General features: G+C 46.3%; 12 protein-coding genes. 11 read left to right on the top strand and 1 reads right to left on the bottom strand.

Annotated features, from left to right (window positions below):
• The first annotated feature begins 38 nt into the window (after positions 1-38).
• The 10 genes from WA279_RS19095 (at position 39) to WA279_RS19050 (ending at position 11863) form a co-directional block, all read left to right on the top strand.
• On the top strand, positions 39-1469 hold the full coding sequence (locus WA279_RS19095) for an FAD-binding oxidoreductase (protein WP_328568509.1): 1431 nt from the start codon (positions 39-41) through the stop codon (positions 1467-1469).
• Complete coding sequence (locus WA279_RS19090) at positions 1469-2008, top strand: MFS transporter (RefSeq protein ID WP_003232993.1); 540 nt, start codon at positions 1469-1471, stop codon at positions 2006-2008. Before WA279_RS19095 ends, WA279_RS19090 begins: the two co-directional genes overlap by 1 nt.
• 204 nt (positions 2009-2212) lie before the next feature.
• Positions 2213-3250 carry an N-acetyl-gamma-glutamyl-phosphate reductase gene (argC, locus tag WA279_RS19085; RefSeq protein WP_041345489.1) on the top strand — a complete coding sequence of 346 codons (1038 nt, stop codon included), beginning with the start codon at positions 2213-2215 and terminating at the stop codon, positions 3248-3250.
• Between the two features lie 19 nt (positions 3251-3269).
• Complete coding sequence (argJ, locus tag WA279_RS19080; RefSeq protein ID WP_041339938.1) at positions 3270-4490, top strand: bifunctional ornithine acetyltransferase/N-acetylglutamate synthase; 1221 nt, start codon at positions 3270-3272, stop codon at positions 4488-4490.
• 13 nt (positions 4491-4503) lie between these two features.
• Positions 4504-5280: an acetylglutamate kinase gene (gene argB / locus WA279_RS19075; protein ID WP_015252370.1), complete on the top strand. Its 777-nt coding sequence runs from the start codon at positions 4504-4506 to the stop codon at positions 5278-5280.
• Positions 5277-6434, top strand: coding sequence for an acetylornithine transaminase (locus WA279_RS19070; protein ID WP_336156359.1), 1158 nt, complete (start codon positions 5277-5279; stop codon positions 6432-6434). Before argB ends, WA279_RS19070 begins: the two co-directional genes overlap by 4 nt.
• Positions 6435-6504: 70 nt before the next feature.
• Positions 6505-7566, top strand: coding sequence for a carbamoyl phosphate synthase small subunit (locus WA279_RS19065; protein WP_268554832.1), 1062 nt, complete (start codon positions 6505-6507; stop codon positions 7564-7566).
• Complete coding sequence (locus WA279_RS19060) at positions 7559-10651, top strand: carbamoyl phosphate synthase large subunit (protein WP_336156356.1); 3093 nt, start codon at positions 7559-7561, stop codon at positions 10649-10651. The genes WA279_RS19065 and WA279_RS19060 overlap by 8 nt, the downstream gene beginning before the upstream one ends.
• Positions 10639-11598 carry an ornithine carbamoyltransferase gene (argF, locus tag WA279_RS19055; protein WP_032721338.1) on the top strand — a complete coding sequence of 320 codons (960 nt, stop codon included), beginning with the start codon at positions 10639-10641 and terminating at the stop codon, positions 11596-11598. The genes WA279_RS19060 and argF overlap by 13 nt, the downstream gene beginning before the upstream one ends.
• Before the next feature lie 85 nt (positions 11599-11683).
• Positions 11684-11863 (top strand): YjzC family protein, encoded by a 180-nt coding sequence (locus tag WA279_RS19050; protein WP_003245356.1) that lies wholly within the window; start codon positions 11684-11686, stop codon positions 11861-11863.
• 46 nt (positions 11864-11909) lie between these two features.
• Here WA279_RS19050 and WA279_RS19045 read toward each other — a convergent pair whose 3' ends face one another.
• Complete coding sequence (locus WA279_RS19045; protein WP_003245236.1) at positions 11910-12095, bottom strand: YjzD family protein; 186 nt, start codon at positions 12093-12095, stop codon at positions 11910-11912.
• Between the two features lie 250 nt (positions 12096-12345).
• Between WA279_RS19045 and WA279_RS19040 the strand changes: the two genes are divergently transcribed.
• Positions 12346-13080 (top strand): hypothetical protein, encoded by a 735-nt coding sequence (locus tag WA279_RS19040; RefSeq protein WP_032721340.1) that lies wholly within the window; start codon positions 12346-12348, stop codon positions 13078-13080.
• Positions 13081-13131: the final 51 nt, after the last annotated feature.

The following is a 13131-nucleotide window of genomic DNA, read 5'->3' as shown; positions in this document are numbered from 1 at the left end:
ATGGTATAATGGTCATAAAAAACAGCAGGGAGAGTACTATGAAAAAGAAATTGCTTGCATTCGCGCTTTGTACTGGCGCGTATGCGGCCCTGTTTGCGTACTCTGTGCACTCAGAGCAAAAAACAGACACAAGCGAGATGACGGATGTCAGCCGCCTGATGCCTGTAAAAATAAAGCAGACAGTGAAAGGGCAGGAAGAGGAAACGCTCATTGACACAGTCAAAGAGGCAAATCGAAAAAACATAAAAATTTCAATCGCCGGGGCCCAGCACTCCATGGGCGGCCATACATATTATGAGGACGGCATCGTTCTCGACATGACGGGCTACAACAAAATCCTGTCACTCGATCAAGAGAAGAAAACCATCAGGGTGCAAAGCGGTGCAACGTGGAATGATATCCAGAAATACGTGAATCCATACGGACTCGCGGTAAAAGTCATGCAGTCACAAAACATTTTTACAATCGGCGGATCTCTCAGCGCAAATGCACACGGACGTGATATTCGCTACGGCTCGCTGATTGATACAGTCAAATCATTTCGGCTTTTAAAAGCTGACGGGACGATTATCACTGTCACTCCAAAAGATGATTTGTTTACGGCGGTCATCGGAGGGTACGGCCTTTTTGGCGTGATTCTTGATGTAACGCTTGAGCTGACAGATGATGAGCTGTATGTCATGAAGACAGAAAAAATGAATTACAGCACATACTCAGACTATTTTTCAAAGCATGTAAAAGGAAATCCAGATGTCCGAATGCATCTTGCGCGAATTTCAACAGCGAAAAAAGGATTTCTGAAAGACATGTATGTCACAAATTACGTATTGGCTGATCACCAGGATCAGCTGCCATCATACAGCGATCTCAAAGAAGATGAGTATACGGGAGCCACAAAGTTTGCACTCGGTTTGTCAAGACGGTATGAATGGGGCAGGAATTGGCTGTGGGACACACAGCAATCCTATTTCCTGAGCCAAAACGGCACAGAGATTTCACGCAATAACGTCATGCGGTCCGAATCTAAGTTTCTTGAGTATGAAAACAATGACAACACAGATGTTTTGCAAGAATACTTTGTGCCCGTAAAGGAGTATGGGTCCTATATTGATGACCTGAGACAAACGCTGTCGGACGAAGATCTGAACCTGCTGAACATTACGATCCGCTACGTGCAGAAAAATGAAAAGGCCGACCTTTCCTATGCGAAGGACGATATGTTTTCGCTCGTGCTATTAATAAACGAGGGCTTTTCAAAAGAAGACCAGGCAGATACTGCCCGAATCATCAGGCGCATGACAGACGTTGCCATCAAGCACGGCGGCAGCTATTATCTGCCTTATATGACCTACCAGACAAAAGCGCAAATGAGGCAGGCATATCCGAAAAGTGAAGCGTTTTTTCAGAAAAAACGAACCTATGACCCGGATGAGCGCTTTATGAATTACTTTTATCAGAGGTATAAATAATGGGGAAAAACAAATTAAAATGGCTGACATTATCACAAAGCAGCGTGTTTTTCGCAAGCAGTTTAATCTTTCCGTTTTATATTCTGTTTGTGAAAAATATCGGCTCAAGCTACACACAGTTCGGTTTTTCCTACGGATTGTTCGGGTTGAGCGGAGCGCTCATTTACCCGCTCCTCGGACGGCTGTCTGAAAGGTTTGACAGCCGTTATTTTCTGCTTCTGAACTCGTGGGGGATGGCTGTTCTGCTTTTATATGTCCCGCATATCGGAAGCGTCGTTCAAGTGTATATCGTCCAAGTGCTGTTAGGGCTCTTTGGAGCGATGCAAAAGCATGGAGAAAAAGTGCTGATCGCTAATTTTACAGACAGCGGAGAGCGTGGAAAGAAGATTGGGAATTACCATTTTTGGACAGCTGTCTTTTCAGCAGCAGCCATTATGCTCGGGGGCTTTCTCGCTGACTTTTTCACAGTGCAAATGATTTTTTATGCAAGCTCTATTCTATATTTTTTGAGTGGATTGATGATGATGAAAACAGGCTGACGCGGTCAGCCTGTTTTTTATGCGGCTGAAATGCGGCACCGCATCAACGTTTTTGTGCTGGAGTCGTGCTGATTTTTTTGAGCGGAATTTCCATTGAACAGAAAATTTATAAATGAATAAAAATATTAAATATACGATTGAATTAATTTTTATTCATGTTATAATGTTAAATAATTTCACAAAGACCAAGAGGGTGAACTTGTTTTGAAAATAGGAATTGTAGGTGCTACAGGATATGGAGGCACCGAACTTGTCAGGATTCTTTCGCATCATCCTCATGCAGAGGAATGCATACTTTATTCATCCAGCGGAGAAGGGAATGTCTATAGCGAGGGTTATCCTCATCTTACTGGCTTAGCGGATCAGCAGCTGAAGCCGATTGATATGAATACGATCAAACACGAAATAGATATCATGTTTCTCGCTGCGCCGCCCGGAGTATCAAGTGAATTGACTCCAAAGCTGGCAGACGCGGGAATTCCGGTTATTGATCTGTCAGGTGATCTGAGGATACAAGAATCGGCTGAATATGAAAAATGGTATAAACGGACAGCGGCACCGAAGGCGGTGATTCAAGAGGCGGTATACGGTCTGGCAGAACTGAATCAACTGCAAATTCAACAGGCGAAACTCATTGCCAATCCAGGCTGTTTTCCAACAGCTGTTTTGCTTGGCCTCGCGCCATTGGCTCAAAAGAAACTGCTCGATGAATCTTTTGTTATCGTTGACGCGAAGACGGGTGTTTCCGGAGCGGGAAGAAAAGCATCCATGGGAACCCATTTTTCTGAGCTGAACGGCAATTTTAAAATTTACAAAGTCAATGAACATCAGCACACGCCGGAAATTGAGCAGGCGCTGAATGAATGGCAGCCAGGCCTCGGGCCCATTACATTTTCGGCTCACTTGGTTCCGATGACAAGGGGCATCATGGCGACGATGTATACCAGATTAACCTGTGATCTATCCGCAGATGACCTGCATGATTTATATTCGGAATTTTACCAAGATTCATATTTTGTGAGAGTGAGGCCAAAAGGTCAGTACCCGCAAACGAAAGAAGTGTACGGCAGCAATTTCTGTGATATCGCCGTGACCCTCGATGAGAGAACGAACAGAGTCACGATCGTCTCGGTAATCGATAATTTAATGAAGGGTGCCGCCGGTCAGGCAGTGCAAAACTTTAATTTGATGAATGGCTGGAATGAAGAAACTGGACTCACCATCACGCCAATTTATCCATAGAACGGGAGAGAATCGAACCATGATTCAGTTAAGTGAAGATCAAATTGTAAAAGTAACAGGTGATGTATCCTCACCAAAAGGATTTCAGGCAAAGGGTGTGCATTGCGGGCTGCGTTACTCAAAAAAAGACCTCGGCGTCATTATCAGCGAGACACCGGCCGTGAGCGCAGCGGTTTATACCCAAAGCCACTTTCAGGCTGCTCCGATCAAAGTGACACAAGACAGCTTAAAGCACGGACCGACACTGATAGCCGTCATCGTCAACAGCGCCATTGCCAACGCCTGCACGGGAGAACAGGGCTTAAAGGACGCATACACAATGCGGGAGAGCTTTGCTTCACAGCTTGGCATTGAGCCGGAGCTTGTCGCTGTTTCATCAACGGGTGTCATCGGCGAGCATTTAGACATGGAAAAAATCCACGCGGGGATCGAGTTGCTGAAAGAAACACCTGCGGGATCAGGCGATTTTGAGGAAGCGATTTTAACAACTGATACGGTGATCAAGCAGACGTGCTATGAGCTGGCAATCGGCGGCAAAACAGTCACGATCGGCGGAGCGGCCAAAGGCTCTGGGATGATACACCCGAACATGGCCACGATGCTGGGATTTATGACAACTGACGCGGCAATCGAAGAAAAAGCGCTGCAAAAGGCGCTTCGGGAAATCACTGACGTTTCCTTTAACCAAATCACAGTTGACGGAGAAACATCCACGAACGATATGGTATTAGTTATGGCGAATGGCTGCGCCGAAAACGAGTGCCTGACAGAAGACCATCCAGACTGGCCGGTCTTTAAAAAAGCGCTCTTGCTCACTTGTGAGGATCTGGCTAAAGAGATTGCCAGAGACGGAGAAGGCGCGACAAAACTAATTGAAGCCCAAGTACAGGGAGCGAAAAACAATCTTGATGCAAACGTCATTGCCAAAAAGATTGTCGGCTCAAATCTTGTAAAAACGGCAGTATACGGAACAGATGCCAACTGGGGGCGGATCATCGGAGCCATCGGACACTCCGCAGCACAGGTGACGGCAGAAGAAGTAGAGGTTTATCTTGGCGGCCAATGCCTGTTTAAGAATAACGAACCTCAGCCATTCTCTGAATCTCTCGCTAAGGAATACCTTGAAGGAGATGAAATCACCATTGTCATCAAGATGGATGAAGGGGACGGAAACGGGAGAGCGTGGGGCTGTGACCTGACCTATGACTATATCAAAATTAACGCGAGCTATCGCACGTAATAAGGGGAGCGAAATGAAGAAGACAATCGTTTTTAAATGCGGGGGAAGTGTAATCCGTGAGCTGTCGGAAGAATTTTTTCAAAATCTGAAAGAGCTGATGGCGTCAGGCTGGAAGCTGGCGATCGTACATGGCGGGGGACCGGAAATCACAAATATGCTGAAACGGTTAAATATCAAGACAGAGTTTTCGGGCGGACAGAGGAAAACAACGAAGCCGGTGCTGGAAGTAGCGGAAATGGTTTTATCCGGTTCTGTCAATAAATTTTTCGTTGCTGAGCTTGCCAAACACGGACTGCGAGCCGCGGGCATTTCTGGTAAGGATGGCGGTCTTTTGGAGGCTGATTATCTAGATCCGGAAACATACGGAGAAGTGGGAGAAATCAAAAAAGTCGATGCGTCCATGGTGAACGCGCTGATGGAAAATGGCATCATCCCCGTTATTGCGCCGCTGTCTATGACAAGCGACTGTAAAACGCTGAATGTAAATGCTGATCTGGCTGCTTCAGCAGTCGCCGGAGCGCTTGAAGCCGATAAGCTTATGTTCGTCACGGATGTCGATGGAATCATGAAGGAAAAGCAGCGTCTGAACGTCCTGACCCCTAAGGAGATTCAGATGCTGATCAAGCAGGAAGTGATCACAGGAGGGATGATCCCGAAGGTCAATTCAGCCTTGTCAGCTTTATCAGATCAGGTGTCTGAAGTCATGATCGTAAACGGAAAAGGATCATTCTTCGCAGAACAAACCTTTCAAGGGACAAAAATCGTCAAAGCAAAGGAGGCTGTTTCATGAGCAGCTTGTTTCAAACCTACGGCCGTTGGGATATTGACCTCAAAAAAGCAAAAGGAACGTACGTTGAGGATAAAAACGGCAAAACGTACCTTGATTTCATTCAGGGGATTGCGGTATCAAATCTAGGACACTGCCATGAAGCGGTGACAGAGGCAGTCAAAAAACAGCTTGACAGCGTATGGCACGTATCAAACCTGTTTCAAAACAGTCTCCAAGAGCAAGCGGCGCAGAAGCTGGCAGCGCATAGTGCGGGAGATCTTGTCTTTTTCTGCAACAGCGGCGCGGAGGCGAATGAAGGTGCGATAAAGCTTGCCAGAAAAGCAACTGGAAAAACAAAAATCATCACTTTTCTGCAGTCGTTCCATGGCCGCACGTATGCAGGGATGGCTGCGACCGGACAGGATAAAATCAAAACAGGCTTCGGCCCGATGCTTGAAGGCTTTCACTACCTGCCATACAATGATCCTTCTGCTTTTAAAGCTCTTGGGGAGGAAGACGATATTGCCGCGGTGATGCTTGAAACCGTGCAGGGAGAAGGAGGAGTCAATCCGGCGAGTGCTGAATTTTTATCAGCCGTACAGTCGTTTTGCAAGGAAAAGCAAGCCCTTCTCATCATTGATGAAATCCAGACCGGCATCGGACGGACGGGAAAAGGCTTCGCATATGAGCACTTCGGACTCTCACCGGATATCATCACAGTCGCCAAAGGATTGGGAAACGGCTTTCCGGTCGGCGCTGTCATCGGAAAGAAACAGCTTGGAGAAGCGTTTACCCCTGGTTCTCACGGAGCGACTTTCGGAGGAAACATGCTGGCGATGGCTGCTGTGAATGCCACATTGCAAATTGTATTCCAGCCTGACTTTTTGCAAGAGGCTGCTGACAAAGGGGCGTTTTTAAAAGAACAGCTTGAGGCAGAGCTAAAGAGCCCTTTTGTTAAACAAATCCGAGGTAAAGGATTAATGCTTGGAATTGAGTGTGATGGCCCGGTTGCTGACACTATTGCTGAATTGCAGACATTAGGCTTGCTTGTATTGCCGGCCGGCCCGAACGTGATTCGGCTGCTGCCGCCGCTCACCGTGACTAAGGATGAAATAGCAGAAGCCGTCAGCAACCTGAAACAGGCAATCGCTCATCATTCCGCTGTAAACCAGTGATTTTTTTTCGATATAAAGGCATAAAAATTCATTTTTATAATTAATTATTCATCAAGAGGTGGGCTGTTAGATGGAAGGTTATTTAGTGTTAGAAGATGGGACATCGTTCAGCGGCGAGCTGGACGGTCATGAAAACTGTACGGGAGAAGCTGTTTTTTTCACAGGAATGACAGGCTACCAGGAAGTGCTGACAGATCCATCATATAAGGGACAGATTATTGTATTTACCTACCCGCTGATTGGCAACTACGGCATAAATGAAAAGGATTTTGAAAGCAAGAAACCGCAAGTAAAAGCCGCGGTTGTCTATGAGGCGTGTGATCACTTTTCACATTATGAAGCGGTATACAGCCTCAAGGAGTATTTACAGAAATGGAACATTCCGCTGCTAACCCATGTTGATACGAGGGCTGTCGTGAAGAAAATCCGGGCAAACGGGACGATGGGTGCGACAGTCACAGCCTCTAAAGAAGGAGCTGAGATTGCCCTTCAACCAGAGAATGTGGCAGAGCAGGCTTCCGCCCAGGAAATCAGCACATTCGGCGACGGGAATAAACATATCGCTCTCATTGATTTTGGCTATAAAAAGTCAATTGCATCATCACTTGTCAAACGAGGCTGCAAGGTTACCGTGGTGCCATACCAGCAAATGGAGGCCGTATACAACATCAAACCCGATGGCATTGTGCTATCGAACGGACCTGGAGATCCGAAAGCAATCGAGCCATATTTAGGAAAGATCAAAAGCATCATCAGCCGCTTTCCGACTCTCGGCATTTGTCTCGGACATCAGCTGATCGCGCTCGCGTTTGGAGGGAATACTTTTAAGCTGCCATTCGGGCACAGGGGAGCTAATCATCCGGTCATCGACCGTGAGACGAAACGGGTCTTTATGACAAGCCAAAACCACAGCTATGTGGTTGATGAACAGTCGATTAATGAAGAAGAGCTCACGATCAGGTTTCATCATGTCAATGATACGTCAGTTGAAGGGCTTGCCCATAAAAAACTGCCTGTCATGAGTGTGCAATTCCACCCGGAAGCACATCCCGGACCGGCGGAAAGCGAATGGATTTTTGATGATTATCTAAAGAATGTGATACCAGCAAGGAGAGAAATCGCGCATGCCTAAAGACACCAGTATTTCAAGCATATTAGTAATCGGCTCAGGCCCGATCATCATCGGGCAGGCAGCAGAATTTGATTATTCAGGCACTCAAGGTTGCATCGCGCTGAAGGAGGAGGGCTACCGGGTGATTCTCGTCAACAGCAATCCGGCGACAATTATGACTGATGAAGCCTTCGCTGATGAAATTTATTTTGAGCCTCTGACAGCAGAAAGCCTGACAGCCATCATTAAGAAAGAACGGCCCGATGGACTTCTTGCCAATTTAGGCGGTCAGACCGCGTTGAATTTAGCGGTGGAGCTTGAAGAAACGGGTGTTTTAAAAGAGCAAGGCGTCAAACTCCTCGGCACATCCGTTGACACGATACAAAAAGGAGAAGACCGGGAAAAATTCCGTTCGTTAATGAATGAATTAAAACAGCCCGTGCCGGAGAGTGAAATTGTTGATAACGAGGCCGATGCCCTCCATTTTGCGGAATCCATCGGTTTTCCTGTTATTATCAGACCGGCTTACACATTAGGCGGAAAGGGCGGAGGAATCGCCCCTGATAAAGAAGCCTTTACAGCTATGATTAAACAGGCGCTATTAGCAAGCCCGATCAATCAATGCCTTGTCGAAAAAAGCATTGCCGGCTTTAAAGAAATTGAATATGAAGTCATGCGTGACAGCAATAACACATGCATTACCGTCTGCAATATGGAAAATATCGATCCGGTCGGCGTGCATACAGGTGACTCTATCGTTGTGGCGCCGTCACAAACATTGACAGACGAAGACTATCAAATGCTGCGGACAGCAAGTCTGACGATCATCTCAGCACTTGATGTTGTAGGCGGCTGCAACATTCAATTCGCGCTTGATCCATTCAGCAAGCAATATTACGTCATTGAAGTGAATCCGCGTGTAAGCCGGTCATCGGCTCTCGCATCTAAAGCGACCGGTTATCCGATTGCGAAGATGGCCGCGAAACTGGCAGTCGGATACACCCTTGACGAGCTGAAAAATCCGCTCACAGGCTCGACTTACGCAAGCTTTGAACCGGCACTGGACTATGTGATCGTCAAATTTCCGCGCTGGCCGTTTGATAAATTCAAAAACGCAGACCGCAAGCTTGGCACAAAAATGAAAGCCACCGGTGAAGTGATGGCGATTGAACGGAATTTAGAAGCGGCGATACAAAAGGCAGCCGCGTCGCTTGAATTAAAAAATATCGGGACACACCTTCCAGAGCTCAGCGGGTTGTCAATTGATACGCTATGGGATTTGGCAATCACTCCGGATGACCGCAGATTTTTCGTTGTCATGGAGCTGTTGAGCCGCAGCGTCTCGATTGATGACATCCATGAAAAAACAAAAATTGATCCGTTTTTCCTTCATACCTTTGACAACATCATCAAATTGGAAAACCGCCTGATGGAAGCAGGGAGCGATCTCACTTTTGAATTATTGAAGAAAGCAAAGGAAAAGGGATTCTCAGACGCAACGATTGCCTCGCTGATCAGCAAAACAGAAGAAGAGGTGCGCGCGCTTCGCAAGGAGATGGGCATTACGCCTTCCTTTAAAATCGTAGATACATGCGCAGCAGAGTTTGATGCGAAAACAAACTATTTTTACTCCACATATTTCGGAGAGACCGATGGAGACATCAGCCGCAAAGAGAAAAAACGCGCGCTCATTATCGGATCAGGCCCGATTCGGATCGGCCAAGGCGTTGAATTTGATTACAGTGCTGTTCACGGAGTGCTGACACTGCAAGAGCTTGGGTTCGAAACCATCATGATTAACAATAACCCGGAAACGGTCAGCACCGATTATGAAATTGCGGACCGCCTGTATTTTGAACCGATGACAACGGAGCATATTGTAAACGTGGCGGAGCAGGAAAATATTGATTTTGCAATTGTGCAATTCGGCGGCCAAACTGCAATCAATGCTGCTGAAGCGCTCGAAAAAGCCGGCATTACTCTTCTTGGCACATCATTTCAAACGCTCGACGTGTTAGAGGATCGGGATCAATTCTATCAGCTTCTTGACGAGCTGGGATTGAAGCACGCAAAAGGAGAAATTGCCTATACAAAAGAAGAAGCCGCTTCAAAAGCGAGTGAGATCGGCTATCCGGTGTTAATCCGCCCATCTTACGTTATCGGCGGAATGGGCATGATCATTGTTGACTCGCAAGCCCAGCTTTCTCAGCTGCTGAATGATGAGGACAGCATGCCATACCCGATTTTGATTGATCAGTATGTGTCTGGAAAGGAAGTCGAAATTGATTTGATTTCCGACGGCGAGGATGTCTTTATCCCGACATATACCGAGCATATTGAACGGGCAGGTGTCCATTCAGGGGACAGCTTTGCCATTCTTCCCGGACCGTCCATCACGAGCGGGCTGCAGCAGGGCATGAAAGATGCGGCACAAAAAATTGCCCGAAAACTTTCATTTAAAGGCATCATGAACATTCAATTTGTGATCGACAATGGAAACATACTCGTTCTTGAAGTGAATCCGAGAGCGAGCCGCACGGTTCCTGTCGTCAGTAAAGTAATGGGCGTTCCGATGATTCCGCTCGCTACACGTCTGCTGGCGGGAGCGTCCTTAAAAGATCTAAATCCGGCAGTTCAAAATCATCATGGAGTTGCCGTGAAGTTCCCTGTTTTTTCTTCTCATGCGATCCAGGATGTGGATGTCAAGCTTGGGCCGGAAATGAAATCAACGGGAGAAGGCATGTGTGTCGCCTATGATGCCAACAGCGCCTTGAAAAAAATCTATACAAGAGTCTGGAGTCAAAAAGGAAGCATTTATTTGCAAAACGTTCCGGAAGATGTGAAGGAGTTAGCAGAAAACGCAGGTTTTACCGTTCATGAAGGGACATTTGCCTCATGGATGGAACAGGAAGGAAAATCGCTCCACATCAATCTGAGCGGTTCTGAAGAAGCACGCAAAGAACGTTTGGAAGCCATGACGCACGGCATCCCCGTCTTTACAGAAGAAGAAACCGTGCGGGCGTTTTTACAAAGCGGTTCAGGCCATCCGCAGCCTGTATCTCTCAAAGACCTCTATAAAAAGGAAGTGGCAACATGCACACAGTGACGCAAACCAGTTTATACGGAAAAGATTTATTAACGTTAAAGGACCTTAGTGAAGAGGATATAAACGCCTTGCTCGCAGAAGCCGGTGAGCTGAAACAAAACAAAATTCAGCCTATATTCCATGGCAAAACCTTGGCGATGATTTTTGAAAAATCATCAACGCGGACACGTGTTTCATTTGAAGCGGGCATGGCGCAGCTTGGCGGGAACGCCCTCTTTCTAAGCCAGAAAGATCTGCAGCTGGGGCGCGGTGAGACTGTCGCTGATACGGCAAAAGTGCTGTCAGGCTATGTGGATGCCATCATGATCCGGACCTTTGAACATGAAAAGGTGGAGGAACTTGCCAAAGAAGCTGACATTCCGGTGATCAATGGACTTACCGATAAATACCACCCATGCCAGGCGCTGGCGGATCTCTTGACGATTAAGGAGATAAAAGGGAAGCTTAAAGGCGTAAAAGTCGCATACATCGGTGACGGAAATAACGTGGCGCACTCCTTGATGATCGGCTGCGCGAAAATGGGCTGTGATATCTCAATCGCTTCGCCAAAGGGATATGAAGTGTTAGATGAAGCAGCTGAAGCGGCAAAAACATATGCACTTCAATCCGGCTCTTCTATCACGCTGACAGATGATCCGATTGAAGCTGTAAAAGACGCGGACGTGATTTATTCTGATGTGTTTACAAGCATGGGGCAGGAAGCGGAAGAGCAAGAACGTCTTGCTGTCTTTGCGCCTTATCAGGTGAATGCGGCGCTAGTCAGCCATGCCAAGCCTGACTATACATTTTTACATTGTCTCCCTGCGCATCGCGAGGAAGAAGTGACTGCGGAGATTATTGACGGGCCGAACTCTGCAGTGTTCCAGCAGGCGGAAAACCGTCTTCATGTGCAAAAAGCACTGCTGAAGGCCATTTTATATAAAGGGGAATCATCAAAAAACTGCTGAGCCAAACTCAGCAGTTTTTTTGATGGCAACATATTCACAGCCGCTTAGGCGCATACTACAGCAAAAAGGAAAAGGAGGAAAAATAGTGGGACAGCAGCACCAATTCCGGCCCGGACAGAAAGCGCCTAATAACGGTGTCTACGTAGAAATCGGCGAGACAGGGAGCATGGTTAAAAACCCTCAAAAGGTCCATCTGTCAGCAGGGGAAATGTTCCCCGAAACATCAAACCACAACCGGCTGTGGACCTACAAAAGAAAGCCGTGACCACTAAAAAACCCAAAACAATAAATGTTTTGGGTTTTTTGGCTTTTTAATGCTGGCTTGCATTTTTGTTCATAGGCATGATTTCTGCTAAAACCATGATTAAGACATATAGTACAACAGCAATGACAGATGATGTTTTGAAATTATACGTAACGCTGTTCATGCTTGCAACCAAGTAGCATGCCATATGTGATAAAAGGAACGTCCAAATAAAGGCAATAATATATCGCACGTTTCCACCTCGTCCTTCTCATTCTATTCTAAAAGTTATCATACCATACAAAAAGCGAAGGGGGAATCCAATTTTAGCAGAAAGTGAGGTGACAAAAGAGTCTGATTCGTCACACTTTAATGGTAAAATATAAAAAACGTCAATCAGTATAATAGCCAAAAATGTAAAAGGCTAGGACTTTACCTTATTCGTTTCTTTTCTATTTACATAAGATAGCGTGAGATGAAGTGTGAAAGGAGGCGGGCAAGCGATGGGAATAACGGAAAGATACTTTCAACTGGGAACGGAGCATAATGTCATTCATCTGCCCTATCGCCCGAACGGCTTCGGCATCTTTATCTTGGGGGACAGAACCCACTTTGTCGGACATGATTCAAGCTTTTGGCAGCAGCATTATGGCAGAAATCAGCTTCTGAGCATGTTGATGAATGAAGGATACACTCTTTTTAACAGCAATCTGTTCGGAAGGCATTGGGGGGCGGAAAAAGCAGTCACCTATGCCAAACAGCTGATACATTCTGTGCTGAAGCAGGAAATCCTCAATCCGAAGATTCATATTTTAGCAGAAGGCATGGGTGCTCTCGTGGCCGATGAACTGCTTCGTTTTTCCCCGGATCATATCCGCTCAGCCGCAATGTTGAATCCTTGTCTCGATCTTCAGGCACATTATGAATCGGAAAAAGAAAATAAATTTTTCTATAAGCAATTTTTGAAAGAAGTATCGAAAAGCTACGGAATTTCTGAAAAAGAAGCGGAAGCGCTTCGTTATAAAACAATTCAAAGCTACCCGAGCGGCGTACCGGTTCATATATGGCAGCGTATGACCGGAGCTCCATATCCCTACAGTGTACATGCGGAAGTTTTCAAGGAAAAACAGCAAAAGCAAGGCTCACCGGTCGACATGACATTTCATTTATTTGAGCATCCAAGCAGAATTTATGCATCAATTTGCAAATTCTTTCACAGTCATGAAAAAGAATTATAGAGAATATAATGACAACAGCCTTCTCTTTTGCGGAGGCTGTTTTGTTTTGGG

The organism is Bacillus sp. 204(2023) (assembly GCF_037027505.1).
GTDB lineage: Bacteria > Bacillota > Bacilli > Bacillales > Bacillaceae > Bacillus > Bacillus subtilis.
Note: the sequence above shows the minus strand (reverse complement) of the source record. Positions and strands in the feature narration are given on the sequence as shown.

Coding starts and splice junctions, on each gene's coding strand:
- WA279_RS19095 (WP_328568509.1), top strand. CDS start 39: ATGAAAAAGAAATTGCTTGCATTCGCGCTTTGTACTGGCGCGTATGCG.
- WA279_RS19090 (WP_003232993.1), top strand. CDS start 1,469: ATGGGGAAAAACAAATTAAAATGGCTGACATTATCACAAAGCAGCGTG.
- argJ (WP_041339938.1), top strand. CDS start 3,270: ATGATTCAGTTAAGTGAAGATCAAATTGTAAAAGTAACAGGTGATGTA.
- argB (WP_015252370.1), top strand. CDS start 4,504: ATGAAGAAGACAATCGTTTTTAAATGCGGGGGAAGTGTAATCCGTGAG.
- WA279_RS19070 (WP_336156359.1), top strand. CDS start 5,277: ATGAGCAGCTTGTTTCAAACCTACGGCCGTTGGGATATTGACCTCAAA.
- WA279_RS19065 (WP_268554832.1), top strand. CDS start 6,505: ATGGAAGGTTATTTAGTGTTAGAAGATGGGACATCGTTCAGCGGCGAG.
- WA279_RS19060 (WP_336156356.1), top strand. CDS start 7,559: ATGCCTAAAGACACCAGTATTTCAAGCATATTAGTAATCGGCTCAGGC.
- argF (WP_032721338.1), top strand. CDS start 10,639: ATGCACACAGTGACGCAAACCAGTTTATACGGAAAAGATTTATTAACG.
- WA279_RS19040 (WP_032721340.1), top strand. CDS start 12,346: ATGGGAATAACGGAAAGATACTTTCAACTGGGAACGGAGCATAATGTC.